Origin of the sequence: Pseudomonas quercus (genome assembly GCF_012033695.1) — a bacterium.
Classification (GTDB): Bacteria; Pseudomonadota; Gammaproteobacteria; order Pseudomonadales; family Pseudomonadaceae; genus Aquipseudomonas; species Aquipseudomonas quercus.
This window is the reverse complement of sequence record NZ_JAAVJI010000003.1, coordinates 355529-382192: the sequence shown is the minus strand read 5'-3', so window position 1 is coordinate 382192 and position 26664 is coordinate 355529. Positions and strand designations below refer to the sequence as shown.

Here is a 26664-nt window from a genome sequence, read left to right as displayed (position 1 = left end):
CGCCGCCATTATGATCCGAATTCAGAACCTTACTTTACAACGTGGCCCGCAGCGCTTGCTAGAAGGCGCCGAGCTGACCCTGCACGCCGGTCAAAAAGCCGGGCTCATCGGTGCCAATGGCGCCGGCAAGTCCAGCCTTTTCGCCCTGTTGCGCGGCCAACTTGCGCCTGACGCCGGCAGTTGCAACCTGCCGCCAGACTGGCGCATCGCTCACATGCGCCAGGAAATCGATACACTTGACCGTATCGCCGTGGACTACGTGCTCGATGGGGACCAGCGCCTGCGCGCTATCCAGGCCGAGCTGGCGGCTGCCGAAGCCTCTCAGGAGGGCACGGCGCTGGCCCGCGCTCATGCTGAGCTGGACGCTGCCGACGGCTATACCGCCGATGCAAGGGCGCGCAAGCTGCTGGCCGGGCTGGGGTTCAGCAATACACAGATGGACCAGCCCGTGGGCGACTTCTCCGGTGGCTGGCGGATGCGTCTGAACCTGGCCCAGGCCCTGATGTGCCCATCGGACCTATTGCTGCTCGACGAACCCACCAACCACTTGGACCTGGATGCGATCCTGTGGCTTGAGGAATGGCTAAAGGGCTATCCCGGTACCTTGCTGCTGATTTCTCACGACCGCGACTTCCTGGACGCCGTGGTTGACCACATTGCCCACGTGGACCAGCGCAAGCTTACGCTTTACCGGGGTGGTTACACGGCCTTCGAGCGTGCCCGGGCCGAGCGCCTGGCGCAGCAGCAGGTGGTGTACGAGAAGCAGCAAGCCCGCCGTGCACACATGGAAAAGTACATTGCGCGGTTCAAGGCGCAGGCGACCAAGGCGCGGCAAGCTCAAAGCCGGATCAAGGCCCTGGAACGCATGGAAGAGATTTCCGCAGCCCATGTGGACTCTCCCTTCGAGTTTATCTTCCGCGAAGCCCACAAGCTGTCCAGCCCCTTGCTGGACTTGTCCGACGCACGCCTGGGTTATGACACCAAGGTGGTGCTGGAAAAGGTGAAGCTGCAGCTCGTGCCGGGCGCGCGCATTGGCCTCTTGGGGCCAAACGGCGCGGGTAAATCCACCCTGATCAAGAACCTGGCAGGCGAACTCTCACCTTTGGGCGGAGAGCTGCGGCGGGGTGAAAACCTTGAGGTTGGCTATTTCGCTCAGCACCAGCTGGACTCGCTGGACGGCAAAGCCAGCCCCTTGCTGCATATGCAGCGCCTGGCCCCGGCCGAGCGCGAACAAACGCTGAAGGATTTCTTGGGCGGCTTCGATTTCCGTGGCGCGCGCATTGACGAGCCCGTACTCAATTTCTCAGGGGGCGAGAAAGCTCGCCTGGCATTGGCGCTGATTGCCTGGGGCCGCCCGAACCTACTGCTGCTCGACGAACCCACCAACCACCTGGATCTGGAAATGCGCCTGGCGCTGACCATGGCCTTGCAGGAGTTCGGTGGTGCGGTCTTGGTGGTGTCTCACGACCGACACCTGCTCAAGAGCACTACAGACGACTTCATGCTGGTTGCCGAAGGCCGTGTGGAGCCCTTCGACGGCGATCTGGACGATTACGCTCGGTGGCTGGTGGATTACCGCCAACGCCATGCGCCCACCTCCGCGCCTTCAAGCAACGGTAACGGCCTGGATAAAAAGGCCCAGCGCCAGGCGGCGGCTGCCCTGCGCCAACAATTGGCGCCACACAAGCGTGAAGCGGATCGGTTGGAAGCCCGTTTGGGTACCGTACACGAGGAGCTGGCCCGCATAGAAGCTCGGCTGGGTGACAGCGCCGTGTACGAAGCGGCGCAGAAGGATGAACTCAAGACGCTGCTTGCTCGCCAGGCCTCCCTCAAGGTAGAGGAAGGCCGCCTTGAGGAAGACTGGATGGCGGCGCTAGAGCTGCTGGAAACCCTGCAAGGTGAGCTGGAACAACTTAGCTGACGTTCAGGCAGTGCCCTTGCTTCAATAAGCAAGCTTACCCACGGTACAGGAGGTATTTCATGGCGTGGCACACATGGTTGGCGTTTCTGGCCGCCAGTTGGGTAATCAGTCTATCCCCCGGCGCGGGTGCTATTGCTTCAATGAGTTCTGGCCTGCGATATGGCTTTGGCAGGGGATACTGGAACGCATTGGGCCTTCAGCTAGGGTTGGCCTTGCAAATTGCTGTGGTCGCGGCAGGGGTGGGTGCCATTCTGGCAGCCTCCGCTACAGCCTTTACTGTGATCAAATGGTTTGGGGTGTTTTACCTGCTGTACCTTGCGATACGCCAATGGCGTGCCGCACCCATGGACATGCAGGGCGACTCAACCCCAGTGGTGGGCAGCAGCCGCACCAGCCTGGTGCTTCGCGGGTTTCTGGTAAATGTAAGCAATCCCAAAGCCTTGGTGTTCATGCTGGCCGTGTTGCCCCAGTTCATTGACCCGCAGGCCCCGCTGCTTGCCCAGTATCTGATCATAGGGGCCACCATGGTGACCGTCGATTTGATTGTGATGGCGGGTTATACAGGCCTGGCTTCGAAGGTGCTGCGCCTGATGCGTACCCCACGGCAGCAGCAGCGCCTTAACCGCACGTTCGCGGGCCTTTTCATAGGCGCTGCTACCTTCCTGGCAACGCTGCGTCGAGCACCACTGTAGGCTTATTGAGCCGGAGGCTCAGGTAGCTTGCCGGCCTGTTCAGCCTTGCGTGCAATGCGGGCGGCCTTGATGCGGCGGGTGATCCATAGGCCCACGCCCAGTAATAGCAGAATGCCGAGTACCCAAAGCTCGTACTTCTTTACACTGCCCAGCAAACGCTCTAGCACCGAGCCGAAGTGATACGCCGCCTGGCCCAGGGCGATGGACCAAACAGCGGCACCGATGCCATTGAGCAGCAGGTAACGGCGTGGTGGATAGCCGGACAGCCCGATGGCGACAGGCATCACAGTGCGCAGCCCATAAACGAACCGGAAGGAAAGCACCCACAGGTCTGGGTGCTTGCGGATATGCTCCAGCGCACGATCCCCCAGGGTTTGCCAACGCGGCTTGCGGGCCAGCAGCCGCCGGCCATGGCGCCTGCCCAGGAAATACCACAGCTGATCGCCGGCATAGCTGCCGAAGAAGGCCACCAGCATCACCAGGTTGATGTCCATGTATCCGCGAAACGCGAGAAACCCGGCAAGCACCAGGATGGTTTCGCCTTCGAAGAAGGTCCCCAGGAACAGGGCCAGGTAGCCGAAATCGTTGAGAAATTGATGGAGCATTTTCAAGATGCTGGCGAAATGAACGCGCAGCCTAACCCTTAAGAGAACTTCATGAAAGTGTCGATATGTGTCTCGACGTGAACATTGAGGCCTGCAGACGCTCTACGTCTATCAATACGTGGCTGTCATGCGGTTGTCACAGGCTGGCCTTATAACAGCCCGGTTCGTCTCCGACGGCAATTGCACGCTTGCTTGGCGCCCGCTCGCTGGCGGCCGTGACCTTGGCCTGCAAGCCATCGTCACTGTGGCTAACGACATTGCAGTGTGTGCCGCCCATTGCCCCCGGGCCTCTGGCCCTTCAGGATATTCACATGAATAATGAAGCGCTCCCCGATCTGGTCGTAGAAGAGGCTCAACCTGTGACCGAACCCTTGCAGGACATCGTGGCCGAGATGCCGCTCGAAGCACCCCTGGAGGCAGCGCCAGCCGTGCCCGTCATGGCCATTCCGGGCCTGGACGACCCTGTGTTGTACAGCCATCGGGAACTGTCCCAGCTGCAGTTCAACATTCGCGTCCTTGAGCAGGCACTGGACGAAAGCTACCCCTTGCTTGAGCGCCTCAAGTTTCTATTGATCTTTTCCAGCAACCTGGATGAGTTCTTCGAAATCCGCGTAGCCGGGCTCAAGAAGCAGATCACCTTTGCCCGTGAGCAGGCAGGTGCCGATGGCCTGCAGCCTCACCAGGCGCTTGCCCGCATCAGCGAGCTGGTGCATGTTCAAGTGGACCGGCAATACGCGATTCTCAACGACATTCTATTGCCCGAGCTTGAAAAACATCAGGTACGGTTTATTCGCCGCCGCCATTGGACGCCCAAGCTCAAAGCGTGGGTGCGGCGCTATTTCCGTGATGAAATTGCTCCCATCATCACGCCTATCGGATTGGACCCGACTCACCCGTTCCCGCTGCTGGTGAACAAGAGCCTGAACTTCATTGTGGAGCTGGAGGGCGTTGACGCCTTCGGGCGAGACTCAGGCCTGGCCATTATTCCAGCGCCGCGCCTGCTGCCGCGCGTAATCAAGGTGCCAGAGGACGTGGGCGGTGTGGGCGACAACTTCGTGTTCCTGTCCTCCATGATTCATGCCCATGCTGACGACCTGTTCCAAGGCATGAAGGTGAAAGGGTGCTACCAGTTCCGCCTGACCCGAAACGCCGACCTGTCACTGGATTCCGAAGATGTGGAAGACCTTGCGCGCGCTCTGCGTGGCGAGTTGTTCTCGCGCCGTTACGGAGATGCAGTACGCCTGGAGGTGGCCGATACCTGTCCCAAGCACCTGTCGGACTATTTGCTCAAACAGTTCAACCTGGCTGAGTCAGAGCTGTACCAGGTCAACGGGCCGGTCAACCTTACGCGCCTGTTCAGCATCACGGGCCTGGATAGCCACCCTGAATTGCAGCACGTGCCGTTCACGCCGGCCATACCCAAGCTGCTGCAGAACGCTGAAAACATTTTTAGCGTGATCAGCAAGCAAGACATTCTGCTGTTGCACCCTTTCGAGTCCTTCACACCGGTCGTGGACCTGCTGCGTCAGGCCGCGAAGGACCCTCATGTTCTGGCTATCCGGCAAACCCTGTACCGTAGCGGGGCCAACTCGGAAATCGTAGATGCCTTGGTAGACGCGGCACGTAGTGGCAAGGAAGTCACGGCCGTGATCGAACTGCGCGCGCGCTTTGACGAAGAGTCCAACCTGCAAATGGCCAGCCGGCTGCAGGCAGCAGGTGCGGTGGTGATCTACGGCGTGGTCGGTTTCAAGACGCACGCCAAGATGATTCTGATCCTACGGCGCGAGGCAGGCGAAATTGTTCGCTATGCGCACTTGGGGACTGGTAACTACCACGCCAGTAACGCACGGCTGTACACCGACTACAGCTTGCTGACATCCGACGACGCCCTGTGCGAAGACGTGGGTAAACTGTTCACGCAGTTGATCGGCATGGGTAAAACCTTGCGCATGAAAAAGCTCTTGCATGCGCCTTTCACCCTCAAAAAAGGCATGCTGGACATGATCGCGCGGGAAACCCAGTTTGCTGTAGACGGCAAGCCTGCGCACATCGTGGCCAAGTTCAACGGGCTTACCGATGCCAAGATCATCCGCGCGCTGTACAAGGCCAGCCAGGCCGGCGTGCGGATCGACCTGATCGTGCGTGGCATGTGCTGCCTGCGGCCTGGCGTGCCAGGGGTTTCCCATAACATTCATGTGCGCTCGATCATCGGCCGGTTCCTGGAACACACCCGCATGTTCTATTTCCTCAACGGAGGGGAAGAGCAGCTGTACCTGTCCAGTGCTGACTGGATGGAGCGTAACCTGGACCGGCGAGTGGAAACCTGCTTCCCGGTAGAGGGCAAAAAGCTGATCACGCGGGTGAAGAAGGAGGTGGAGGCCTACCTGACGGACAATACGCACGCCTGGATTCTACAGCCGGACGGCACCTACGTACGTCAAACGCCAACCGGCAACCAGAACCCCCGCAATGCACAGGTCACGTTGCTCGATCGGCTCAGCAACCAACCCCTTACCGTACGGTAAGGGTGAACCCGACCCGGGTCAGCCACTCGGCCTCAAGGGCGAAGTCGGCCTGGGTCAACGGGTTGTTTTCCAGCCACCCGGCAGGGAATGCCACGTCCAGGGTATCTTTACCCGCCTGGAGCTGCACCTGGGGCATTTCCTGGGTGCCGCGGATGTGGTGGAACAGAATGGCAAAGCGCAGCAGCACGCATAGCCGGATCAGCTTATTGCCGTCTTCACCAAATTCGGCGAAGCGCTCGCGAGGAATGTTGCGGCGATGGCCGCGCACCAGCAGTGCCAGCATATGCTGATCTTCCCGGGAAAAACCGGCCAGGTCGGAATGCTCGATCAGGTAGGCACCGTGCTTGTGGTAATGGTAGTGGGCGATGTCCAGGCCCACCTCGTGCACCTTCGCCGCCCAGCCCAGCAGGTCTCGCCATACGCCGTCCTCCAGCCCCCAAGCATCCGCTACCTGGTCGAACGCGCTCAGCGCTTTCTGTTCTACGCGTGCGGCCTGGCCCAGGTCCACATGGTAGCGGTCCATGAGCGAGCTCAAGGTGCGCTCACGCACATCCTCATGGCCATGGCGGCCCATCAGGTCATACAGCACCCCTTCGCGCAAGGCGCCTTCGCAGTGATCCATGCGTTGCAGCTCAAGGCTGTCGAAGATGGCTTCCAAAATGGCCAGCCCTGCGGGGAAGATAGCGCGGCGATCGGGCTTGAGCCCGTCGAAGTCGATCTTTTCAATATCGCCTAGCTTGAATACCTTGCGCTTGAGCCAGGCCAGCCCTTCAGCGTTCACCTCACCCGAGCCTAGCCCCGCGGCTTTGATGGCGGCGCCAATGGCCCGAATGGTGCCTGACGAGCCGATGGCTTCATCCCAACCCAATCGATGCAGGGCATTTTCGATGCCCATGATTTCCAGGCGTGCGGCCGTGTAGGCTTGTGCATAGCGGGCTGGGGTAATCTTGCCATCGCGGAAATAGCGCTGGGTAAAGCTCACGCAGCCCATTTGCAGGCTTTCGCGAATCAGTGGCTCGAAGCGCTGGCCAATGATGAACTCGGTGCTGCCACCGCCAATGTCCGTTACCAAGCGTTTGCCGGGGGTGTCGGCCAAGGTATGCGACACACCCAGGTAGATCAGGCGGGCTTCTTCACGGCCTGAAATCACCTCCACCGGATGGCCCAGCAGCGCTTCGGCGCGGCGGATGAACTCACCGCGGTTACGTGCTTCACGCAGAGCGTTGGTGCCTACGATACGCACAGCGCCCAAAGGCAGGCCATTGATCAGCTGCGCAAAACGTTTGAGGCAGTCCAGCCCGCGTTGCATGGACTCTTCGCTCAACTGGCGCTGGTCGTCTATGCCAGCAGCCAACTGGACCTTTTCGCCGAGCCGTTCAAGGATACGAATTTCGCCTTGGACCGGTTTGGCCACAACCATGTGAAAGCTGTTGGACCCCAGGTCAATCGCAGCAATGAGTGACAGGTTCGTCGGCTTGAGTGGCGGCATGTTCGAGGTTCTCGGTCGATAACCTGTGCATCCTGCCACGATCCGCGTGCTTCGCCAACGGCACCCGGTTTTAGGCGGCCACCCTCATTGCGCCCCTTGCCCTAGGAAATGGGCCAGCTCGGGTGTGCCTGGTGCGGCGAACAGCTGCCGGGGATCGCCGCTTTCATGAACCCGGCCCTGGTGCATGAAGACCAGTTTGTCCCCTACCTCTCGGGCAAAGCGCATTTCATGGGTCACCATGATCAGCGTCATGCCGTCCTTGGCGAGCTGCCGGACCACGCTCAACACCTCGTTCACCAATTCTGGGTCCAGCGCCGAGGTGATTTCGTCGCACAACAATACCTTTGGCGACATGGCCAGCGCTCGCGCAATAGCTACGCGCTGTTGCTGGCCCCCTGACAGGCGATCTGGAAAGGCATCGAACTTGTCTGCAAGGCCTACTCGTTCCAGCATGTCACGGGCCAGGGCGCGGGCTGCTGCTTTGCTGACCTTGCGCACCACTTGGGGCGCAAGCATGACGTTTTCCCCCACGCTCAGGTGCGGGAACAGGTTGAACTGCTGGAACACCATGCCAACCGTCTGGCGAAGCGCGCGTAAATCGGCACGGGCGGCATCCAGGTAATGGCCATCTACCTCGATAACGCCGTCATTGATGGTTTCCAGCCCGTTGAGGGTGCGTAACAGCGTGCTTTTGCCCGAGCCACTGCGCCCGATGATTGCCACCACCTGGCCTTCTTCTACGCTAAGGTCGATCCCTTTGAGTACGTGGTGGTCGCCATAGTATTTGTGCAGGGCAGTCACTCTAAGTAGCGGCATGCAGCCTCCTTTCCAGATAGCGAGCGAACAACGAGAGCGGGAAGCACAGGCAGAAATAACCTAGGGCAACCAGGCCATACACCATGAACGGTTCAAAGGTGGCATTGGCCAGCATGCTGCCGGTTTTAGTGAGCTCGGTGAAGCCGATAATGGAGGTCACGGCCGTGCCTTTGACCACCTGAACGGAAAAGCCCACCGTTGGCGCAACGGCAATGCGCAAGGCCTGGGGAAGCACCACGTGGCGCAATTGCTCGTAGCGAGTAAGGGCCAGGCTGGCAGAGGCTTCCCACTGGCCGCCCGGAATGGCCTCTACACAGCCGCGCCAGATTTCGGCCAGGTAGGCGGCGGTAAACAACGTGAGTGCGATAGCAGCGGACATCCAAGGGGATATGTCGCCGCCCAGCAGAGCAACCCCGAAAAACACTAGAAACAGCTGCATCAGTAAAGGTGTGCCCTGGAACACTTCGATGAATACAGTGGCCAGTGCCTGAGGAAAGGTATGGGTAGAGACGCGTGCCAGCAGCACCAGCCAGCCCAGTACGCCACCACCGATGAAGGCTAGCAGTGACAGCAGCAGGCTCCATTGCAGGCCCGTGAGCAGGTTGCGAGCGATGTCCCAGAACGTGAAGTCCATCAGCGGGCCCCTTTGAACAGGTATCGCCCCAGCCATGCCAGTGCCCAGCGCACGCCAATGGCCAGCAACAGGTACAGCAAGGTGGTCAGCAGGTAGGTTTCGAATGCTCGGAAATTGCGCGATTGAATGAAGTTGGCTGCAAAGCTGAGCTCTTGGGTCGCAATCTGCGAACACACGGCCGAGCCGAGCATCACGATAATGATCTGGCTGCTCAACGCTGGCCACACCTTGGCAAGGGCGGGCCGCAGTATCACATGCCGGAAGGCCTCGGCTCGGGTCAGTGCCAACGCTGCTGCCGCTTCCAGTTGCCCGTGGGGCACGGCCTGGATACCTGCACGGATGATCTCGGTACTGTAAGCGCCCAGGTTGATGATCATCGCCAAGGTTGCAGCCTGCCATTCGCTGATGTGAACGCCCAACGAAGGCAGCCCGAAGAAGATGAAAAACAGCTGCACCAGAAAGGGCGTATTGCGAATAGCCTCTACATAGACCGCAAAAATGCCCGCTAGCGGCTTTACCTTCCAGGCCCGAGCCACGCCACCTAGGATGCCCAAGGCCAGGCCACATACCGCGCCAGTTGCCGTAAGTGCCAGGGTAACTCCCGCGCCCTTGAACAACAGCGGAGCGGCTTGCAGCACTGGCGTGAAGTCGAAGTGATAAGCCATGGGGCGTCCTTGGTCAGCCGGCGCAGCGCGCCATCAGAGGTCGGCAGGCAGCGGCTGCTTGAGCCAGGTCATGGCATTCTTGTTGAGGCTACCGTCAGCTTTTGCTGCTGCGATGATGTCATTGATTTTGGCCAGCAACGCCGGCTCGTTCTTGTTCACGCCCACATACACAGGCGAGTCCTTGAGCTTGAACTTAAGGGCGGGAACCCGCTTGGGGTTGCGTTCGGTAATGGCGGTCATCACCACGTTGCCGCTGGCGATCAGGTCGGTTTGCCCGGCCAGGTAGGCGGCGATGGTGGAATTGTTGTCCTCGAAGCGTTTGATGGTGACGCCTTCGGGGGCCACCTTGCTCAGTTCGATGTCCTCGATAGCCCCCCGGGTAACACTGATGGTCTTGCCCTTAAGGTCGTCAGGGTTGGCAGCAGCGGTATCTGGCGGGCCGAACACGGCCAGGTAGAAGGGCGCATAAGCGTTGGAAAAATCGATCACCTGCTCACGCTCAGGGTTTTTCCCTAGGCTGGAAATCACCAGGTCAACCTTGCCGGTGGTCAGGAAGGGAATGCGGTTGGTGCTGTTCACCGGGGTCAGTTCCAGCTTCACATTCAACCGTTGGGCCAGCAACTGGGCAGTATCGATGTCCAGGCCGCGGGGCTTCATGTCAGGGCCCACTGAACCAAAGGGTGGGAAATCCTGTGGTACCGCCACGCGTAGCGTGCCGCGCTCGGTGATGTCGGCCAAGCCATCTGCATGAGCGATCTGGGTGAGCGAGCAAGCGAATACGGTGGCAGCGAACAGTGAAATACAACCTTTGAGCATGGGGTGCTCCAATATGGGCCAGGATGGAGCGGCCGTTGCACAGGGCATGCCAGTGCATTTAGGGCCCCTACGAAAAGGCGCCAAGCCTTGCCACAAGCCTGATGCTGCCAAGCAGGTGCTCTGCCGTGGTGCTTGCGCACCAGTGTTTTAAAGGCAGTGATCGTTCACAGTGCATTTTTTTGCAGGGGCTCGGTCATAAGTTAAATGCTTGCAGGCCATAGGTAGACTCAATAGCCCTTAGCTTCCGGTTACAACCGTAGAGAGCTATGATGTACCCAACTTTTCAAGGTCGTGACCAGGAGATTTTAATGAGCAGCGACAAGATCAAACACGTAAGCGATGCCTCGTTCGAGGCTGACGTACTCAAGGCCCAAGGCCCTGTGCTGGTCGACTACTGGGCTGAATGGTGCGGCCCGTGCAAAATGATCGCGCCTGTGCTGGACGCCGTTGCTTCGGAATACGAAGGCAAGCTGACCGTTGCCAAGCTCAACATTGACGAAAACCAGCAAACCCCAGCCAAGCATGGCGTGCGTGGCATTCCTACCCTGATGCTGTTCAAAGACGGCGAAGTGGCGGCTACCAAGGTAGGCGCCTTGTCCAAGTCCCAGCTCGCAGCCTTCATCGACGCGAACATCTGATGTTTGCATCTGCTGCACAAGGCCCCGCACTTCGCGGGGTTTTTCATTCTGCCGACTAGACGGGCCTGCGATCAGGTGTTAAATTCGGCCTCGCACTAGCCTCTCTAGTGCCCCCTGCAAGTCGTCGCCGACGCATTCCAATTCGAATTTGTGCGCGATCCTATCGCCTCTTCCCGGCGCGGCCTCTCTAAGCCCAAATGCTTATTCCCTCCATACAGAACACGTCATTCCCTCTATGAACCTGACTGAACTCAAGCAAAAGCCGATCACCGACCTGCTCGAAATGGCCGAACAGATGGGCATCGAAAACATGGCCCGCTCTCGTAAGCAGGATGTGATTTTCTCCCTGCTGAAAAAGCACGCCAAAAGTGGCGAGGAGATATCCGGTGACGGCGTGCTGGAGATCCTCCAGGACGGTTTCGGCTTCCTCCGTTCCGCAGACGCCTCCTACCTGGCAGGGCCGGATGACATCTACGTCTCGCCGAGCCAGATCCGCCGGTTCAACCTGCGCACCGGTGACACCATCGTGGGCAAGATTCGCCCGCCGAAGGAAGGCGAGCGTTACTTCGCCCTGCTGAAGGTCGACACCATCAACTACGACCGTCCGGAAAACGCGAAGAACAAGATTCTCTTCGAAAACCTGACACCGTTGTTCCCCAACAAGCGCTTGAAGATGGAAGCCGGTAATGGTTCCACCGAAGACCTCACCGGCCGCGTGATCGACCTGTGTGCACCTATCGGTAAAGGCCAGCGCGGCCTGATCGTTGCGCCGCCCAAGGCTGGCAAAACCATCATGCTGCAGAACATCGCCGCGAATATCACCCGTAACAACCCTGAGTGCCACCTCATCGTTCTGCTGATCGACGAGCGCCCGGAAGAAGTAACCGAAATGCAGCGTACCGTGCGCGGCGAAGTGGTTGCGTCCACCTTCGACGAGCCGCCAACCCGCCACGTGCAAGTGGCCGAGATGGTGATCGAGAAGGCCAAGCGCCTGGTCGAGCACAAGAAGGATGTGGTCATCCTGCTGGACTCCATCACCCGCCTGGCGCGTGCCTACAACACCGTGATTCCAAGCTCCGGCAAGGTACTGACCGGTGGTGTGGATGCCCACGCCCTTGAGAAGCCAAAGCGCTTCTTTGGCGCGGCGCGGAACATTGAGGAAGGCGGGTCGCTGACCATTATCGCCACCGCGCTGGTTGAAACCGGCTCGAAGATGGACGAAGTGATCTACGAGGAATTCAAGGGTACGGGCAACATGGAGCTGCCGCTCGATCGCCGTATTGCTGAAAAGCGTGTATTCCCGGCCATCAATATCAACCGCTCCGGCACCCGCCGCGAAGAGTTGCTGACCGCTGACGACGAATTGCAGCGCATGTGGATTCTGCGCAAGCTGCTGCACCCGATGGATGAGATCGCTGCCATCGAGTTCCTCACGGACAAACTCAAGCAGACCAAAACCAACGACGAGTTCTTCTTGTCGATGAAGCGCAAGTAACAGTGCGTTTCAAAAGAACGGCGCCTTAGGGCGCCGTTTTTTGTACTTTGCGAAAATGTACCGCTAGGCTGGGTAGGCGTAATAGCGAGCGATCAAAGCAATACCGGAAACAAGTACAACGACATTGATCACTTTGAGAAACTGCTCTCGGGACATAGTGAGTGTGATGCGTCTGCCCACAGTCACGCCGATCAGCATGCCAGGCGCGAGGAAGAGCACTAGCCACAACAGGCTGGTATCGAGGTACACGCCGGCAAGTGCAAACAGCACAACACGGGTAAGGGTGCTTAGGCCGATGAGTGTTGTTTGAGTGATGCGCATGGCCTCTTTGGTGGGGAGCCGGCCGCTAAGGTAGATCGCATAGATAAACCCACCACTGCCAAACAAGGCACTGAAGATGCCGCCAATCGAACCGAAGGGGTAGGCTGCGGCGGCATTGAAGCTACGCTGAGGTTTAAACCCGCTAAGGGAGTACAGCGCATAGGCCGTGACGAAAATGCCTAGCGCCGGTAGAAGGTGTTCTGGGCGGGTGGTCAGAAGAATTGCCGCACCTATCAGGCTGCCCAGGATCATCATGGGCACAAGCCGCCGCAACTCACTCCAATCAGCATTGCGCCCATCACGGCTTACATTCACCAATGCCGCAAACAAGTCCATCAACGCCAGCAAAGGGACAATCTTGGCAACAGGGATGAACACTGCCAGTACAGGGCTTGCCACTAAAGCGGTGCCAAAACCTGCAATACCAAAAATCACGTAAGCGACCAGCAGGGTGGCAAAAATCAAGGCATAAGGGCCCAAGCCGATGGTCAACCCATCACTCATCGCACGAATCCTTTATTGTTATAGGGCTAATTCGCTTTGGGATCCTAATAAGGCGAAACTTATTGTGCAAGCGTTAAAGGATCCAAGTTACGGCTTTTTTGCGGCTGTGATTCAAGGCGCTGTGTCTGGCATGGCTTGGCAAGTCTCACGAAGCTGACTCACACGGCTACGGGTCCGCGCCAGGTCTCCCGACTCACAATCGTCCATCATTTGAGAGAGGGGCACCTCGCTGATCAAAAAAAGCACGGAGCGCCTGTCGTACAGCACGTCTATGAGGTTCAAGAAACGCTGTTGCCCGGCGGCACTGGCGGTAGAAAGCCTAGGGACGGCATCGATAATCCAACGCGCGTAACGGTCAACCAGCGCCAGGTAGTCGATTGTGGCCGAGTCGGCCTCACATAGGTCTACAAACGTGAAGTACACGGTGCTTTCGTCCAGTGCCAGGCCAGTCAGTGGGCGGCGGTTGACTGTAAGGGTTTCGGTTATCACAGGCCCGTCAGGTAGCCCAAGGCTTTGCCGCTGCCTTGCCGTGCCAGGGCAGATAAAGGCACCTTGGTTGAAAGCGTCTGCCGAGGCGTTGCTGGAGGCACGATAGTCCGTATCGCCCGCTACGGGCTGCACCTCCAGATGCTGTTCGATCAGCTGGATAGTCGGCAAAAAGCGCTCATGATAGAGCGGGTTCGGCAATAGGCCTTCAGGCGGGTAGTTAGAGGTTATAACCACAACGCATCTGCGGTTGAACAATGCTCTGAACAATTGGCTCATGAGCATGGCATCGCCAATGTCGTGCAAGTGAAACTCGTCAAAGCACAGCAATCGGCAATCGCCAAGCAGGCCATCCAGTGCCATGCCTACGGCATTGCGGGTGGCACCGTGATCGAACATCCGCTGGTGGAACTCTCGAAAAAATGCATGGAAATGCACGCGACGCTTTTGCTGCAGAGGAACGGCTGCAAAAAAGGCGTCCAGCATAAAGCTCTTGCCACGGCCTACCGGCCCCCAGAGGTATAGCCCCTGCGGTATCCCTTGCCCGAGCCGCATCAGCAGCGACGGCTTGAGCAGCTTCTGGGTTAGAGCGCCCAGGCGTTGCGCCACGGCAACTTGATAGGTATCGAGCGTGTACCCCTTGGCATGGGCGGCCTGCTCAATGGCGGCTATAACGTCGTTTCCAGGGGTGCCATGTTTCATCGTTGAGCCTATCGAAGAGCGGTGCTGAATAGTAGGCGCAGCCGAGGCAGAGGAACAGTTGTCGGAGCCTGACAAGCTACCTGTGTTCGGCATTTTCCAGGTGCGAGTATCGACGGGCGCTCTCGCTAGCTTTACGCGCGCTGCACTTGAAAGCCAAGCACGCCTATCACACCTATGCACCAAGGGGTTGCGCACAGGCAAGGTATAGCGGGTAAGCTAGGCGCCTCTTTTGTGGTGTGATCTGGGCGATGGAATTCAAGGACCTGCGGGACTTCGTGCAGCAGCTAGAGCAGCGCGGAGAATTGAAACGCATCGCAGTGCCGGTGTCGCCGGTGCTGGAAATGACTGAAATCTGCGACCGTACCCTGCGCAAGCAGGGCCCGGCGCTGCTGTTTGAAAACCCGGTGGGGCATAGCATGCCGGTGCTGGGCAACCTGTTTGGCACACCGGGGCGCGTGGCGCTTGGTATGGGTGCCGAATCGGTCAGTGAGCTGCGCGAAATCGGCAAGCTGCTGGCCTTTCTCAAAGAGCCGGAGCCACCCAAGGGGTTGAAAGACGCCTGGTCCAAGCTGCCGATTTTCAAGAAAATCATCTCCATGGCGCCCAAGGTGCTTAAAGACGCTGCCTGCCATGACGTCGTGATCGAAGGCGAAGACGTGGACCTGGGCGCGCTGCCTGTTCAGCACTGCTGGCCAGGCGATGTAGCCCCGCTGATCACCTGGGGGCTTACGGTTACCCGAGGGCCCAACAAGGAACGGCAGAACCTGGGTATCTACCGGCAGCAGGTGATCGCCCGCAACAAGGTCATCATGCGCTGGCTCAGCCACCGTGGCGGCGCACTGGATTACCGGGAATGGTGTGAGAAGCATCCGGGCGAACCGTTCCCGGTGGCCGTGGCGCTGGGCGCAGACCCTGCGACTATTCTGGGCGCCGTCACGCCAGTGCCGGACAGCCTGTCCGAATACGCATTCGCCGGCCTGCTGCGCGGCCACCGCACCGAACTGGTCAAGTGCCGTGGCAATACCTTGCAGGTGCCGGCCAGTGCAGAAATCGTGCTTGAAGGCGTGATTCACCCTGGTGAGATGGCCGATGAAGGCCCCTACGGCGACCACACCGGCTATTACAACGAAGTCGATCGCTTCCCGGTATTTACAGTGGAGCGTATCACCCACCGTACACGGCCTATCTATCACAGCACCTATACCGGCCGGCCACCAGACGAGCCTGCAATCCTGGGCGTGGCGCTGAACGAAGTGTTCGTGCCCATTCTGCAAAAGCAGTTCCCGGAAATTGTCGACTTTTACCTGCCACCAGAAGGGTGCTCATACCGCATGGCGGTCGTGACCATCAAGAAGCAGTACCCCGGCCATGCCAAGCGGGTGATGCTGGGGGTGTGGTCATTCCTGCGCCAGTTCATGTATACCAAGTTCGTGATCGTCACCGACGACGACATCAATGCCCGGGACTGGAACGATGTGATCTGGGCCGTGACCACCCGCATGGACCCCAAACGCGACACGGTGCTGATCGACAATACGCCCATCGATTACCTGGACTTCGCTTCACCGGTGTCCGGCCTGGGCTCGAAGATGGGCCTGGATGCCACCCACAAGTGGCCAGGGGAAACCACCCGGGAATGGGGCAGGGTGATTGAGAAGGACCCTGCGATTACCCGCCGTGTGGACGAACTCTGGAATCAGCTGGGAATAGACTGATGCGCGTAACCTTGCAGCCTTCGGGCGCCGTATTGGACGTGCAGGTTGGTGAGCACATCCTCGATGCCGCCCGGCGCCTGGGCTATGACTGCCCTCACAGTTGCCGTAATGGTAATTGCCACGTGTGTGCGGCCCTGTTGGTCGAGGGCCGGGTCTCTCAGGAGGGGCAGGTGCGCGACCATGGCGAGCTGTATACCTGCGTGGCTACGCCCCTGGACGATTGTGTGGTGCTATGGGACGGCGTGCTGCTGCGGGGCGAGCTGCCCTTACGAAGGCTCGCCTGCCAGGTGACGGAATGCACGCAGGTAGGCGGAGACGTATGGCGCGTGCGGTTGCAGGTACCGGCTGGGAAGCTCCCTCGCTACCATGCCGGGCAGTACTTGCTGATGGAGCGCAACGGCGCTGACAAAGCGGCATTTTCCATTGCCTCCGCTCCCCACAGTGGCCGTGCGCTGGAGCTGCATATCCTGGGGCGCGAGGAGGGTGCGCTCAAACTGCTCGCTCAACTGCAACGGGAAGGCCTGGCCCAAGTGGAGCTGCCTTATGGTGATACTCATCTGGCAGCGCTGCCAGACCAGCCGTTGGTACTGATCGCCGCGGGTACGGGTATGGCGCAGATGTGCAGCCTGATCGAGCATTGCCGCGCCAAGGGCTTTCACTATCCGGTTCATCTGTATTGGGGCGTGCGGCGGGTAGAGGACTTCTACCAGGTCGATCAATGGGGCGAATGGGAAAACCTGCCTAACCTGTTCCTGCACAAGGTGGTCAGTGACCCATGTGGTTGGGAAGGGCGTTGTGGGCTGTTGCATGAAGCCGTAAGGGAAGACATCCCGGACCTGACGACCGTGCAGGTGTATGCCAGCGGTTCGCCGGCCATGGTTTATGCCACCCTGGATGCCCTTGTGGATGCAGGCATGGATGCGCACCAGATGCGCGCGGATGTATTTGCCTACGCCCCTCGCGCTTGAGCTGTCGCGATGGCCGGTACTCCCTTGGCAGCGTGCTTCGGTTAGAGTGACGGGGAAGCAGTCTGGAACTTCCGGGGTTTTTCCATGTCGGCACTCGAACCTGCCCTTGCGTACCCAACCGCGTACCCACCCATCCTTGATACACCGCAACTGAGCGATGAAGAGCTGGCCTGCTCGCTGGCCGCAACCATGAGCCAGCACGCGGGTGGGCCGGTATGGCTGTTTGCCTACGGGTCGTTGATCTGGCGACCGGAATGTAACAGTGTCGAACGGCGCCGCGCGCGGGTACATGGCTACCACCGCGGGCTGTATCTGTGGTCACAAGAGCACCGTGGCACACCACAGAAACCTGGCCTGGTGTTTGGCCTGGATCGTGGTGGCTCCTGCACCGGGTTTGCCTACCGGCTGCATGACGAGCACCTGCAGGCGTCACTGATGGCCCTGTGGAAGCGTGAGATGCCCTATCCCTCTTACCGCCCTCACTGGCTCACCTGCCGGCTGGAGGACGGAAGCAAGGTCCAGGCACTGGGCTTTGTGCTTGAGCGCCACCTGCCCACCTATGCCGGCAACCTGCCTGACGACCTGCTGGTGCAGGTGTTGGCCAGTGCGTGCGGGCGGTCTGGCAGTTGCCGCGACTACGTGGAGCAAACCATCACGGCACTGCGCTCCCACGCTATGCCTGACCGAAACCTGGAAGCGCGGTTCAAGCGTTGGCTGGAAATGGCACTGACGCCTGCCAGTGCTATTCCACCAGGGTGTGTACAAGGTACTCAGCCCACCTGAATCACGCCGCGCGTTTGCCCGAATGTTGTGTGTATCGCCAAAGGCTTTGCACAATTACGCGATCTTGGGCTATTCCTTTGCAGGTAGTGGCCGATAGTGTAGGCAAGCCCGACCTTGCACGGGCGGCCGCATCTGGTCGCTGCCCATAATTGCTGTGCCTGCCGCGCATAGAATGAGGAATCAACGCTGTGAAACCCTGGATCGCTGTATTGCTGGCTGTGTGTCTTCCCTTCGCCGCCCACGCTGAAGAAGGCGGGGAGTCCAAGGAAGGCCCGCCCAAGGTTGTCTACTACTCACTGGCCCCGCCTCTGGTTGGCAATTACGCCATGGACGGCGGGCCTCGGTTGCATGTGTACAAGGCCGACATCGCCTTTAAAGTCACAGGCCCCGAGGCCCTGGCAGCAGTGAAGCACCACGAGCCTTTGATCCGCAACCAACTGGTGCAGCTGTTCAACCAGCAAACCATGGATTCGATGGGCTCTGGGGATGCCAAGGAAGCGCTGCGCCAGCAGGCCTTGAAGCAAACCCAGCAGGTATTGAATGACGAGGAAGGGAAGCCGGTGGTCGAGGACTTGCTGTTCAATAACCTGATTGTGCAGTAAGGCGCGCTTTCCCTTTACACAGGCTTCGCATCGAAGCCTGTGCTGCCTCACCTGAGGCCTGATAACACCCTTGAATGGCTGAAACGTGCGATCTGAATAAGACCGTCTACAGTTCAGATACATTTCAATTCAAGGAGTTACCTATGCCGTTGCCGCCATCCAACCGTCTGCTGCTGTCCGCCTTGGCACTGGCCATGTCCCTGGCCGTATTACCGGTGCAGGCTGCCGTCGACGCCAAAGTGCAACAGGCAGCAGAGCACTTGAAGGATCCGGCCCTCAAGTTGTTGGAACAACTGGTCAACATCGACTCAGGCTCTGGCTATGAGCCCGGCCTTACCCAAGTCCGCACCCTGGTTGAGGCGGAGCTGAAAAAGCTGGGCGCCAGCATCGAAACCTTTCCCAACACGGCACCTGATAAAAGCCAGCACCTGGTTGCCACTTTAAAAGGTACGGGCAAGGCTAACATCTTGTTGCTGGCCCACATGGATACTGTGTTCAAGGAGGGTTCGGCCGCAGCAAGGCCCTTCCATATCAAAGACGGGCGCGCTTACGGGCCGGGGGTAATGGACGACAAAGGCGGTATCGTGGTCGCGCTCCAGGCCTTGCAGATTCTCAAGGAGTCCAACTTCAAGGATTACGGCCAGATCACGCTGCTGCTCGACGCCAGTGAGGAAACAGGCTCCGAGGCGGCCAGCGCCTTGATTCAGAAGGTTGCCAAAACCCATGATGTGGTGCTCAACCTGGAGCCCGGTCGGCCTGCGGACGGCCTAGTGGTATGGCGCAAGGGCAGCGCCACGGCGGTGGTGGAAGTGACTGGCAAGGCTTCCCACGCTGGCGTTGCGCCTGAATTGGGCCGCAATGCGGCCATGGAAGCGGCGCATCAGATCCTCCAACTGGGCCAGTTGGGTGATGCCGAGAAAAAAACCACGGTCAATTTCACCGTCATCAATGCGGGGGATCGTATCAATGTGATTCCCGACCACGCCGTGGCCAAGGCGGATGTAAGGGCGGCCGTGCCGGAAGAATTCGACCGGGTGGAAAAAGACCTGGCTCGGGTCTCTGCTGACAAGCTTATTGCAGATACCCAGGTGACCACTCGCCTGGAGCGCGGCTTGCCGCCCATGCCGCAAACCCCCGCGAGCGACAAGCTAGTGGCCATGGCCCAAGGCATCTACGGTGAGCTGGGGCGCAAGCTGACCGTAGAAGGCACCGGCGGTGCTGCGGATGCCAGCCTGGCCGCCGCGGTCGGCGTTCCTACCCTGGACGGCTTTGGCATTGTGGGCGGCAATATCCACACGCCTGAAGAGTATGCGGAGGTAGAAAGCGTGGTGCCGCGAGTGTATCTGCTGACACGGATGTTGATGGAGTTGTCTAAGTAACCCAACCTTAGTGGGGGCATTGCCCAATGTAGATCAGGCGCCCCCACGCCTTCCTCTAGCTTTTTGAAGGACGTTGAGTTTGCGCTGTACGCTAAACCAACCCTATCACCGCTTCCCACTGCGCCTCTGTCACTGGCATCACCGACAGGCGGCTGCCTTTTTTCACCAGCGCAAGTTCTTCAAGTGCTACCTGCTGCTTGAGCACCCCTAAGCCAAGTACCGAGGGGAACACCTGCTGACAACTAACGTCGACTGATAGCCACGGGTTTTTAAGCTCGCAAGCTTTTGGGTCGTGATAGGGGCTATCTGGAGCCAGTGCGGTGGGGTCGGGGTAGGGCAGGCTGTCAACGCGCGCAATCCCCGCGATACCAGGTTCAGGGCAGCTGGAATGGTAGAAAAAGAACAGATCACCAGGCTGCATGGCACGGATGAAGTTGCGGGCCTGATAGTTGCGCACCCCATCCCACCGAGCGTTGCCCAGTGATGCGAGGCTTTGGACGGACAATTCTTCGGGCTCTGATTTCATCAGCCAATAGGCCATGTTTGGCGATCCTTCAAGCGGGCTTTATCAAGGAAAGGTTACAGGGTTGATTCTCCCGACGGTTGGTCAAAATCAACGTTTGCATGTGACGGAAAGCTGTCGGAGAATGCGCCCATTTTAAGCCTAGGCGCCTCAAATAGGGGCCTTGAGCCACCACTCACTGTGATTGAAATGCCTTAAGGAGGGCCAGGAATGCGGCGTAAACCGGACTTGCTGTGGATACTGGTCTTTCTGTTTGGCCTGGGTGTGGTCACTACCGGCTATGCACAGAACTTCTGGGAGCGGAGCGCAACCGACCCTGCTGAAGCGGTGTATGCCGTTCCGTTGCGCTAAGCGTTCCTGCGCCCGTTTGGGCTAGGCCAAATACCAGCGCTTGTCTGTCACCGTTCCTTGCAAGGGAACGTCCCAGCTGGCCTGCTCCAACCTGTCTACCTTCTGGCATTCATGCGCAAGCCCCAGCAGTGTAGGCTTTCGCCAGGCCGCTCGGCGCGTTCGGTAGGCCAAGCTACGGTCGTAAAACCCTCCACCCATCCCTAGCCTTCCGCCGAGCTCATCAAAGCCCACCAATGGCAGCAGCACCAGGTCCAGCGCCCAGATGCGCCGTTGCCTCCTCGGGCAGCGCACAGGTTCGGCAATGCCGAAACGGTTTGCCCGTAGGCGCTCGCCAGGGCGTATGCGCTGGAATACCATTTTGGTTCTTGGCCAAGGGCTGAGCACGGGCAGGTAAGTATGCTTGCCTCGGCGCTGGGCACAGCGTAGCAAGGGGCGGGGGTCTATTTCGCCGTCATTGGGCAAGTAGAGCGCCACACTGCGCGCTCGGTGGAACACAGGGCTGTGGCTCAACTGCCGATACAAGCCTGCTGCGGCTTTGCGTTGCTGGGCTTGCGGCAGCGACTTGCGCGCTTCACGAAGCGTTTTGCGCAGTTGGCTACGGGTGAGGCTGGAGGCTTCAATCATGCAGGCAGGCTCCGGAGGTAGCAGGGGAACCTGGGGTGCCCAAGGGCTGGGCCAAGAAAAGGTACTCCCCGACGTACCGCTGTCGGTGTAGCCCTTGAACCCGAAAGTTCAAGGTGGAAATTACAGGGGGCCTTCAGGCTTTCCGTCGAGCGGACATGCACACCAGCCCCGACGTGCAACTTCCGTGGTTGTGCGTATCGGCTCAGGGACATGACCGACTGGCGCGCACTACAGGGAGCGGGCACCAGTATACCCCAAACCTTCTCCACGAATCAGCCTCTGGTTGCGATCTGACTAGTGGCAAGCGCCAGGTCTACCCGCTCCAGCAAGTCGCGCACTTGCTCACGGGTAGCCGCACCAGGCTGCGATTCGCTGGTTTCCTTGCGGTTCAGCAGGTCATGGGTGATGTTCAAGGCTGCCATTACCGCTATACGGTCGGCACCAATGACTTTGCCACCTGTGCGGATATCACGCATTTTGCCATCCAGGTAGCGCGCCGCGCTGATCAGGTTACCGCGCTCTTCGGGCGGGCACATGATCGAGTATTCCTTGTCGAGGATATGCACAGTAACGCTGTTGCTCGAATTCATCAGTCTTGCTCCAGGGCCTTGAGGCGCGAAATCATTGACTCGACCTTGCGGCGGGCGACTTCGTTTTTCTCGATCAGGTAGGCTCGCTCTTCTCGCCAGGTGCGTTCCTGGGCATGGAGGAGGGCGTTTTGCCGGTTCAGGTGCTCGACGCGTTCGATCAACAGTTCGATCTTGCCCATCAGCGCTTGCAGGTCATTCTGTTCCATGGTTGGGCGGTTGGATGTCCTGGTTATGGAGCGGTGTGATCGAATGCAGACCACAGTATGGGCCGGCGGTTGCGTCGATGGCCTTGGCTATCCTGCCGGTGTAGGATACGAAGCCTTCATTCTAGACATTGCGCCGCCCGGCGCCTAGCCGCCTATGCCTAACACCACTTCACCGTACGCCGCCTTCGCCTCACTGCTCGCTGACAATGGGTATCCCGTTTCCCCTGCCGAACTGCATGGCTTGCTGCTGGGGCGCAGTTGCGCTGGCGCCGGCTTCGAACCGGAGCCTTGGCTGGACGACGCTGTTGAAGTCCTTGGCGCGCCGGCTGACGGCACTGTTCGTCAGGCCCTGGTAGGCCTGCAGGAAATGGTGAAGGCCGAACTCACCAGCACCGACATGACCGTTGTGCTGCTGCTGCCAGGCGATGATTTCCTGCTGGCCGAACGCACGGGTGCGCTTGGCCAATGGTGCCAAGGTTTCCTGACCGGCTTCGGGCTGGCCGCTGGCGGTACCAAACTCAGCGAAGAGGCCCAGGAAGTGCTTCAGGATCTGGCGTCCATTGCACAGATCCAGGACGCGCTCGATGAGTCCGAGGAAGCTGAAACCGACTACATGGAAGTGACCGAATACCTTCGAGTCGCCCCTTTGCTGCTGTACTCGGAGCTGGCAAAACCGGTTGCACCGGCGCCCAAGCCATCCTTGCACTGACTGCCCAGGAGCCCTGCCGCATGGTCCAGATTCCAAAGCCCGAATATGCCCGTCGGCGCAAGGCCCTGATGGCCGAAATGGTCCCCAACAGCATTGCCATTCTTCCAGCCGCGGCAGTAGCCCTTCGCAATCGTGATGTTGAGCACCCTTACCGCCAGGACAGCGATTTCCAGTACTTGAGCGGCTTCGGGGAGCCTGAGGCAGTAATGGCCTTGATCCCGGGTCGGGAGCACGGGGAATACGTACTGTTCTGCCGGGAGCGTGACCCGTTGCGAGAGTTATGGGATGGCCTGCGTGCTGGCCAAGAGGGCGCCATTGGAGACTTCGGCGCAGATGATGCCTTCCCTATCAGCGATATCGACGACATCCTGCCAGGGCTGATCGAAGGGCGCGATCGTGTCTATACCGCCATGGGTAGCCATCCGGAATTCGATCGCCACTTGATGGAATGGGTGAACCAGATCCGTTCCAAAGCCAACCTGGGTGCGCAACCGCCGAAGGAATTCGTGGCGCTGGATCACTTGCTTCACGACCTGCGCCTGTACAAGTCCACGGCTGAAATAAAGGTGATGCGCGAGGCAGCGGCCATTTCGGCAAGGGCTCATACAAGGGCCATGCAGGCCGCACGCGCCGGCTTGTACGAATACAGCCTGGAAGCGGAACTGGACTACGAATTCCGCCGTGGAGGTGCTCGGCTGCCGGCCTACGGCTCCATCGTCGCCGCTGGCCGAAATACATGCATTCTTCATTATCAAGACAACAACGCACTGTTGCGCGATGGGGACCTGGTGTTGATCGATGCCGGTTGCGAGATCGACTGCTATGCCAGCGACATCACGCGCACCTTCCCGGTAAACGGCGTGTTTTCGCCTGAGCAGCGGGCTATCTACGAGATCGTGTTACAGGCCCAGGAGGCCGCTTTCGCCGAAATCGCGCCAGGCAAGCACTGGAACCTCGCCCATGAAGCCACGGTGAAGGTGATTACAGCAGGCCTGGTTCGCCTGGGCCTGCTGGAGGGGGATGTGGATACACTGATTGCTGCCGAGGCCCACCGTGGCTTCTACATGCACCGTGCCGGCCATTGGCTGGGGCTCGATGTGCATGATGTGGGTGAGTACAAGGTGGGCGGCGAATGGCGCGTGCTGGAACCCGGCATGGCCTTGACGGTAGAGCCGGGCATTTATATTTCTCCCCAGAATGAGCAGGTTGCCAAAAAGTGGCGTGGCATCGGCGTACGTATCGAGGATGATGTCGTGGTCACGCGCACAGGCTGTGAGGTGCTTACCAGCGGCGTACCCAAGGCGATCGACGACATCGAGGCTTTGATGGCGGCATCGCGTGCGGTGAACCCATGACACGCTCTGACATTGCCATCATCGGGGGCGGCCTGGTAGGTGCCAGCCTGGCATTGGCGCTACAGCCGCTGGCGCGAGAAAAAGGTTGGAGCATTCTGCTTATCGAGCCTTTCGCCCCTGGAAAGGGCTACCAGCCCAGTTACGATGCCCGCAGCTCTGCGCTCTCTTACGGCACGCGGCTTATCTATGAACAGCTTGGTGTATGGCCTGAAATAGAGCGCCATGCCGAGCCTATTCGGCGCATTCATGTGTCAGACCGCGGGCGTTTTGGCGCCACACGGCTCGACGCCACGGAAGAAGGTGTACCGGCGCTGGGCTATGTGGTTGAAAACGCCTGGCTTGGGCAATGTTTATGGGCGGCACTGGACCCTGCAGTGGTCAGCTGGCGATGCCCTGCCGAGGTCGTGGCACTGCAGGCGAAACCGGATGGTTACCAACTGACACTGGCTGATGAAACCCAGCTGGACTGTTCCCTGGCCGTATTGGCCGACGGCGGCCGCTCCGGGTTACGTGATCAACTGGGGATCGAGGTCAGCGTTCGGCACTATGACCAGACGGCCTTGATCGCCAACGTCAGCTTCGACCAGCCTCACCACGGGCAGGCGTTCGAACGCTTTACCGACGACGGGCCGCTGGCCTTGCTCCCATTGGCTGATAATCGTTGTGCCTTGGTCTGGACCCGCACGCCAGCCGACGCACAGCGGCTGCGCGAGCTGCCGGATGCCGCTTTCCTGGCTGAGCTCCAGCGCCGGTTCGGCTATCGGCTGGGCTCGCTTACCCAAGTAGGGGCTCGCAGCCTGTACCCGCTGTCATTGTCTCAGGCACGTGAGCAGGTAAGGCGTCATCTGGTGGTGCTGGGCAACGCCGCGCACAGCCTGCACCCGATCGCTGGCCAGGGGTTCAACCTTTCGCTGCGTGATGTGCACGCACTGGCCCTGGCCCTTGGGGCGAGCGATCACGCGCCTGGAGACCTTTCTACCCTGCACGGTTACCTGGCGGCTCAGCAACGGGACCAGCAATGGACAACAGGCTTTTCGGACCAAGTGACTCGGCTGTTTTCCCAGCCGGGCCAGTGGGTAGCTCACGGGCGTAACCTTGGCCTGATCGGGCTGGACCTTCTACCCCCTGCACGTCAGTGGTTCGCGCGCCAGGCCATGGGCCTGGGCAGTAGCCGCGCACCGGTTACCCCTCGATGAATACAACAGCCACTGGCAAAGGCGGCCACCCCGTGGAAATGACAGCGGATGTAACGATTGTTGGCGCTGGCATGGTAGGGAGTACGCTAGCCCTGGCCTTGTTCGGTCACGGCCTCGATGTACTGGTGATCGACGGCAGCCCAATGGCCTCGGTTGCCTTTGACCCCACGGCCCCGTTCGAGCCGAGGGTAAGCGCGCTATCGGCTGCCAGCCAGCGTATTTTCGAGCGACTAGGCGTGTGGGAGGGCATGCAGGCCCGGCGTGTAAGCCCTTATACGGACATGGACGTCTGGGAAGGCAGCGGTACGGGTAACGTGCACTTCAGTGCCGCCAGTGTGCGTGCCAACGTACTAGGCCATATTGTCGAGAACCGTGTGGTCCAGGATGCCCTGCTCGATGCCCTGCAACAGCGGGGCGTCCGTTTGCTGGGCGGAGCCAGGGTGGAGCAGATGCGGTACTCAGGCGATGATCGCCTGCTGACACTGGCTGATGGCGTGAAGGTACGCACGCCTTTGGTGGTCGCTGCCGACGGTGCCCATTCAGTGATCCGGCAATTGGCTGGAACGGCTACCCGGGAGTGGGATTACCTCCATCACGCCATCGTGACCAGCGTACGCACCGAACTCAGCCATCGAGCCACCGCCTGGCAGCGTTTCGGTGACGATGGGCCACTGGCCTTCCTGCCTCTACAGGGCCCTGCGGGGGAATACTGGTCGTCTATTGTCTGGTCCACGACGCCCGAGGAAGCCAAGCGCCTGATGGCCATGAGCGACGAAGGCTTTTGCACAGCGCTCGCCGGCCGCTTCGAGCATCGCCTCGGGAACGTGCTGCATACCGATACCCGGGTGTGCATTCCCCTGCGCCAACGTCATGCGCAGCGCTACGTGGAGCGTGGGCTGGCCTTGATCGGTGACGCGGCCCATACCATTCACCCACTGGCTGGCCAAGGCGTAAATCTGGGCTTACTGGACGCGGCGGTATTAGCTGAAGAGCTGCTGAAAGCTCATCAACGGGGTGAGCGCCTGGCGGACAAACGTGTGCTGAGCCGCTATGAGCGTAGACGCATGCCGCACAACCTTGCGCTGATGGCCGCAATGGAGGGCTTCGAGCGGCTGTTCCAGGCCGACCCACTACCCCTAAGATGGCTGCGCAATACCGGCCTGTCGCTGGTGCAGCGTTTACCGGATGCCAAGGCCTTGTTCGTACGGCAGGCAATGGGCCTTGGCGGGGACTTACCGCATTTGGCCAAAGCTGTTGAGCCGTCACCCCATGTGTAAAGCGACCAAGCGTGGAGGGCTGAGTTACATTCAGTAACTAGTGCGCCCTAGGAAGCCTTTGTCCGGCAAAACGAGAG

The 26664-nt window shown here is 59.6% G+C and carries 27 protein-coding genes and 1 other RNA gene; 15 read left to right on the top strand and 13 right to left on the bottom strand.

What is annotated here, in order from left to right; translation table 11 throughout:
• The first annotated feature begins 10 nt into the window (after nt 1-10).
• Together HBH25_RS08130 and HBH25_RS08125 are read left to right on the top strand one after the other, a co-directional pair.
• Complete coding sequence (locus tag HBH25_RS08130) at nt 11-1921, top strand: ATP-binding cassette domain-containing protein (RefSeq protein WP_168083315.1); 1911 nt, start codon at nt 11-13, stop codon at nt 1919-1921.
• A 59-nt stretch (nt 1922-1980) separates the two neighbouring features.
• On the top strand, nt 1981-2613 hold the full coding sequence (locus tag HBH25_RS08125; protein WP_168083313.1) for a LysE family transporter: 633 nt from the start codon (nt 1981-1983) through the stop codon (nt 2611-2613).
• Nucleotides 2614-2615: 2 nt separating this feature from the next.
• Here HBH25_RS08125 and HBH25_RS08120 read toward each other — a convergent pair whose 3' ends face one another.
• Complete coding sequence (locus tag HBH25_RS08120; RefSeq protein WP_168083311.1) at nt 2616-3218, bottom strand: DedA family protein; 603 nt, start codon at nt 3216-3218, stop codon at nt 2616-2618.
• Nucleotides 3219-3529: 311 nt separating this feature from the next.
• Between HBH25_RS08120 and ppk1 the strand changes: the two genes are divergently transcribed.
• Nucleotides 3530-5743, top strand: a complete 2214-nt coding sequence (gene ppk1, locus HBH25_RS08115; protein WP_168083309.1) for a polyphosphate kinase 1 — start codon at nt 3530-3532, stop codon at nt 5741-5743.
• Here ppk1 and ppx read toward each other — a convergent pair.
• From ppx to HBH25_RS08090, 5 genes are all read right to left on the bottom strand, one after another.
• Nucleotides 5730-7232, bottom strand: coding sequence for an exopolyphosphatase (ppx, locus tag HBH25_RS08110; RefSeq protein ID WP_168083307.1), 1503 nt, complete (start codon nt 7230-7232; stop codon nt 5730-5732). The two genes, ppk1 and ppx, sit on opposite strands and share 14 nt — an antisense overlap.
• Nucleotides 7233-7316: 84 nt before the next feature.
• Nucleotides 7317-8048 carry an amino acid ABC transporter ATP-binding protein gene (locus HBH25_RS08105; RefSeq protein ID WP_168083305.1) on the bottom strand — a complete coding sequence of 244 codons (732 nt, stop codon included), beginning with the start codon at nt 8046-8048 and terminating at the stop codon, nt 7317-7319.
• On the bottom strand, nt 8035-8685 hold the full coding sequence (locus tag HBH25_RS08100; protein ID WP_178088901.1) for an amino acid ABC transporter permease: 651 nt from the start codon (nt 8683-8685) through the stop codon (nt 8035-8037). The genes HBH25_RS08105 and HBH25_RS08100 overlap by 14 nt, the downstream gene beginning before the upstream one ends.
• The gene (locus HBH25_RS08095) at nt 8682-9347 is read right to left on the bottom strand and encodes an amino acid ABC transporter permease (RefSeq protein WP_168083301.1); all 666 of its coding nucleotides are present in this window, start codon (nt 9345-9347) and stop codon (nt 8682-8684) included. The genes HBH25_RS08100 and HBH25_RS08095 overlap by 4 nt, the downstream gene beginning before the upstream one ends.
• Nucleotides 9348-9380: 33 nt before the next feature.
• A complete protein-coding gene (locus HBH25_RS08090; protein WP_168083299.1) occupies nt 9381-10163 on the bottom strand; it encodes a transporter substrate-binding domain-containing protein in 783 nt (260 codons plus the stop codon).
• Between the two features lie 308 nt (nt 10164-10471).
• Between HBH25_RS08090 and trxA the strand changes: the two genes are divergently transcribed.
• Together trxA and rho are read left to right on the top strand one after the other, a co-directional pair.
• Nucleotides 10472-10801: a thioredoxin TrxA gene (gene trxA / locus HBH25_RS08085; RefSeq protein ID WP_168083297.1), complete on the top strand. Its 330-nt coding sequence runs from the start codon at nt 10472-10474 to the stop codon at nt 10799-10801.
• A gap of 235 nt (nt 10802-11036) precedes the next feature.
• Nucleotides 11037-12296, top strand: coding sequence for a transcription termination factor Rho (gene rho / locus HBH25_RS08080; RefSeq protein ID WP_168083295.1), 1260 nt, complete (start codon nt 11037-11039; stop codon nt 12294-12296).
• Nucleotides 12297-12359: 63 nt separating this feature from the next.
• Here rho and HBH25_RS08075 read toward each other — a convergent pair whose 3' ends face one another.
• Together HBH25_RS08075 and zapE are read right to left on the bottom strand one after the other, a co-directional pair.
• Nucleotides 12360-13121, bottom strand: coding sequence for a sulfite exporter TauE/SafE family protein (locus tag HBH25_RS08075; protein WP_168083293.1), 762 nt, complete (start codon nt 13119-13121; stop codon nt 12360-12362).
• Nucleotides 13122-13232: 111 nt separating this feature from the next.
• Entirely contained in the window at nt 13233-14309 is a 1077-nt protein-coding gene (zapE, locus tag HBH25_RS08070) for a cell division protein ZapE (RefSeq protein ID WP_168083291.1), read from the bottom strand.
• A 248-nt stretch (nt 14310-14557) separates the two neighbouring features.
• Here zapE and ubiD point away from each other — a divergent pair, with 248 nt between their 5' ends.
• The 5 genes from ubiD (at nt 14558) to HBH25_RS08045 (ending at nt 19756) form a co-directional block, all read left to right on the top strand.
• Entirely contained in the window at nt 14558-16024 is a 1467-nt protein-coding gene (gene ubiD / locus HBH25_RS08065; protein ID WP_168083289.1) for a 4-hydroxy-3-polyprenylbenzoate decarboxylase, read from the top strand.
• A complete protein-coding gene (locus HBH25_RS08060) occupies nt 16024-16992 on the top strand; it encodes a CDP-6-deoxy-delta-3,4-glucoseen reductase (RefSeq protein ID WP_168083287.1) in 969 nt (322 codons plus the stop codon). The genes ubiD and HBH25_RS08060 overlap by 1 nt, the downstream gene beginning before the upstream one ends.
• A gap of 84 nt (nt 16993-17076) precedes the next feature.
• Nucleotides 17077-17775, top strand: coding sequence for a gamma-glutamylcyclotransferase (locus tag HBH25_RS08055; protein WP_168083285.1), 699 nt, complete (start codon nt 17077-17079; stop codon nt 17773-17775).
• Nucleotides 17776-17963: 188 nt separating this feature from the next.
• On the top strand, nt 17964-18377 hold the full coding sequence (locus tag HBH25_RS08050; RefSeq protein WP_168083283.1) for a flagellar basal body-associated protein FliL: 414 nt from the start codon (nt 17964-17966) through the stop codon (nt 18375-18377).
• A 143-nt stretch (nt 18378-18520) separates the two neighbouring features.
• Nucleotides 18521-19756, top strand: coding sequence for a glutamate carboxypeptidase (locus HBH25_RS08045; protein WP_168083281.1), 1236 nt, complete (start codon nt 18521-18523; stop codon nt 19754-19756).
• 91 nt (nt 19757-19847) lie between these two features.
• On the opposite strand, the gene HBH25_RS08040 is transcribed toward HBH25_RS08045, so the two are convergent.
• Nucleotides 19848-20297 (bottom strand): EVE domain-containing protein, encoded by a 450-nt coding sequence (locus HBH25_RS08040; protein WP_168083279.1) that lies wholly within the window; start codon nt 20295-20297, stop codon nt 19848-19850.
• Nucleotides 20298-20489: 192 nt separating this feature from the next.
• Here HBH25_RS08040 and HBH25_RS08035 point away from each other — a divergent pair, with 192 nt between their 5' ends.
• The gene (locus HBH25_RS08035; protein WP_168083277.1) at nt 20490-20630 is read left to right on the top strand and encodes a hypothetical protein; all 141 of its coding nucleotides are present in this window, start codon (nt 20490-20492) and stop codon (nt 20628-20630) included.
• 21 nt (nt 20631-20651) lie between these two features.
• On the opposite strand, the gene HBH25_RS08030 is transcribed toward HBH25_RS08035, so the two are convergent.
• The 4 genes from HBH25_RS08030 to HBH25_RS08015 form a co-directional block, all read right to left on the bottom strand.
• Nucleotides 20652-21254: a 5-formyltetrahydrofolate cyclo-ligase gene (locus HBH25_RS08030; RefSeq protein ID WP_168083275.1), complete on the bottom strand. Its 603-nt coding sequence runs from the start codon at nt 21252-21254 to the stop codon at nt 20652-20654.
• A gap of 61 nt (nt 21255-21315) precedes the next feature.
• Nucleotides 21316-21494, bottom strand: a non-coding RNA gene (ssrS, locus tag HBH25_RS08025) — 6S RNA.
• Between the two features lie 32 nt (nt 21495-21526).
• Entirely contained in the window at nt 21527-21844 is a 318-nt protein-coding gene (locus tag HBH25_RS08020; RefSeq protein WP_168083273.1) for a cell division protein ZapA, read from the bottom strand.
• A complete protein-coding gene (locus HBH25_RS08015) occupies nt 21844-22050 on the bottom strand; it encodes a TIGR02449 family protein (RefSeq protein ID WP_168083271.1) in 207 nt (68 codons plus the stop codon). The genes HBH25_RS08020 and HBH25_RS08015 overlap by 1 nt, the downstream gene beginning before the upstream one ends.
• Before the next feature lie 154 nt (nt 22051-22204).
• On the opposite strand from HBH25_RS08015, the gene HBH25_RS08010 reads away from it, so the two are divergent.
• Genes HBH25_RS08010 through HBH25_RS07995 form a run of 4 tightly spaced genes read left to right on the top strand, consistent with a single transcriptional unit; the run spans nt 22205 to nt 26587 of the window.
• The gene (locus HBH25_RS08010; protein ID WP_168083269.1) at nt 22205-22759 is read left to right on the top strand and encodes a YecA/YgfB family protein; all 555 of its coding nucleotides are present in this window, start codon (nt 22205-22207) and stop codon (nt 22757-22759) included.
• Nucleotides 22760-22779: 20 nt separating this feature from the next.
• Nucleotides 22780-24114, top strand: a complete 1335-nt coding sequence (pepP, locus tag HBH25_RS08005) for a Xaa-Pro aminopeptidase (RefSeq protein ID WP_168083267.1) — start codon at nt 22780-22782, stop codon at nt 24112-24114.
• A complete protein-coding gene (gene ubiH / locus HBH25_RS08000; protein WP_168083265.1) occupies nt 24111-25310 on the top strand; it encodes a 2-octaprenyl-6-methoxyphenyl hydroxylase in 1200 nt (399 codons plus the stop codon). The genes pepP and ubiH overlap by 4 nt, the downstream gene beginning before the upstream one ends.
• Nucleotides 25311-25342: 32 nt before the next feature.
• A complete protein-coding gene (locus tag HBH25_RS07995; RefSeq protein ID WP_168083514.1) occupies nt 25343-26587 on the top strand; it encodes a 2-octaprenyl-3-methyl-6-methoxy-1,4-benzoquinol hydroxylase in 1245 nt (414 codons plus the stop codon).
• The last annotated feature ends 77 nt before the right edge of the window (nt 26588-26664 follow it).

What these genes read in the sequence shown, in the direction of transcription:
- HBH25_RS08125 (WP_168083313.1), top strand. Translation starts at nt 1,981, where the DNA reads ATGGCGTGGCACACATGGTTGGCGTTTCTGGCCGCCAGTTGGGTAATC.
- HBH25_RS08120 (WP_168083311.1), bottom strand. Translation starts at nt 3,218, where the DNA reads ATGCTCCATCAATTTCTCAACGATTTCGGCTACCTGGCCCTGTTCCTG.
- HBH25_RS08130 (WP_168083315.1), top strand. Translation starts at nt 11, where the DNA reads ATGATCCGAATTCAGAACCTTACTTTACAACGTGGCCCGCAGCGCTTG.
- HBH25_RS08035 (WP_168083277.1), top strand. Translation starts at nt 20,490, where the DNA reads ATGCGGCGTAAACCGGACTTGCTGTGGATACTGGTCTTTCTGTTTGGC.
- ubiD (WP_168083289.1), top strand. Translation starts at nt 14,558, where the DNA reads ATGGAATTCAAGGACCTGCGGGACTTCGTGCAGCAGCTAGAGCAGCGC.
- ppk1 (WP_168083309.1), top strand. Translation starts at nt 3,530, where the DNA reads ATGAATAATGAAGCGCTCCCCGATCTGGTCGTAGAAGAGGCTCAACCT.
- HBH25_RS08015 (WP_168083271.1), bottom strand. Translation starts at nt 22,050, where the DNA reads ATGGAACAGAATGACCTGCAAGCGCTGATGGGCAAGATCGAACTGTTG.
- HBH25_RS08075 (WP_168083293.1), bottom strand. Translation starts at nt 13,121, where the DNA reads ATGAGTGATGGGTTGACCATCGGCTTGGGCCCTTATGCCTTGATTTTT.
- ppx (WP_168083307.1), bottom strand. Translation starts at nt 7,232, where the DNA reads ATGCCGCCACTCAAGCCGACGAACCTGTCACTCATTGCTGCGATTGAC.
- HBH25_RS08020 (WP_168083273.1), bottom strand. Translation starts at nt 21,844, where the DNA reads ATGAATTCGAGCAACAGCGTTACTGTGCATATCCTCGACAAGGAATAC.
- HBH25_RS08045 (WP_168083281.1), top strand. Translation starts at nt 18,521, where the DNA reads ATGCCGTTGCCGCCATCCAACCGTCTGCTGCTGTCCGCCTTGGCACTG.
- HBH25_RS08055 (WP_168083285.1), top strand. Translation starts at nt 17,077, where the DNA reads ATGTCGGCACTCGAACCTGCCCTTGCGTACCCAACCGCGTACCCACCC.
- ubiH (WP_168083265.1), top strand. Translation starts at nt 24,111, where the DNA reads ATGACACGCTCTGACATTGCCATCATCGGGGGCGGCCTGGTAGGTGCC.
- zapE (WP_168083291.1), bottom strand. Translation starts at nt 14,309, where the DNA reads ATGAAACATGGCACCCCTGGAAACGACGTTATAGCCGCCATTGAGCAG.
- HBH25_RS08090 (WP_168083299.1), bottom strand. Translation starts at nt 10,163, where the DNA reads ATGCTCAAAGGTTGTATTTCACTGTTCGCTGCCACCGTATTCGCTTGC.
- HBH25_RS08105 (WP_168083305.1), bottom strand. Translation starts at nt 8,048, where the DNA reads ATGCCGCTACTTAGAGTGACTGCCCTGCACAAATACTATGGCGACCAC.
- HBH25_RS08060 (WP_168083287.1), top strand. Translation starts at nt 16,024, where the DNA reads ATGCGCGTAACCTTGCAGCCTTCGGGCGCCGTATTGGACGTGCAGGTT.
- HBH25_RS08095 (WP_168083301.1), bottom strand. Translation starts at nt 9,347, where the DNA reads ATGGCTTATCACTTCGACTTCACGCCAGTGCTGCAAGCCGCTCCGCTG.
- trxA (WP_168083297.1), top strand. Translation starts at nt 10,472, where the DNA reads ATGAGCAGCGACAAGATCAAACACGTAAGCGATGCCTCGTTCGAGGCT.
- HBH25_RS08040 (WP_168083279.1), bottom strand. Translation starts at nt 20,297, where the DNA reads ATGGCCTATTGGCTGATGAAATCAGAGCCCGAAGAATTGTCCGTCCAA.
- rho (WP_168083295.1), top strand. Translation starts at nt 11,037, where the DNA reads ATGAACCTGACTGAACTCAAGCAAAAGCCGATCACCGACCTGCTCGAA.
- pepP (WP_168083267.1), top strand. Translation starts at nt 22,780, where the DNA reads ATGGTCCAGATTCCAAAGCCCGAATATGCCCGTCGGCGCAAGGCCCTG.
- HBH25_RS08030 (WP_168083275.1), bottom strand. Translation starts at nt 21,254, where the DNA reads ATGATTGAAGCCTCCAGCCTCACCCGTAGCCAACTGCGCAAAACGCTT.
- HBH25_RS08010 (WP_168083269.1), top strand. Translation starts at nt 22,205, where the DNA reads ATGCCTAACACCACTTCACCGTACGCCGCCTTCGCCTCACTGCTCGCT.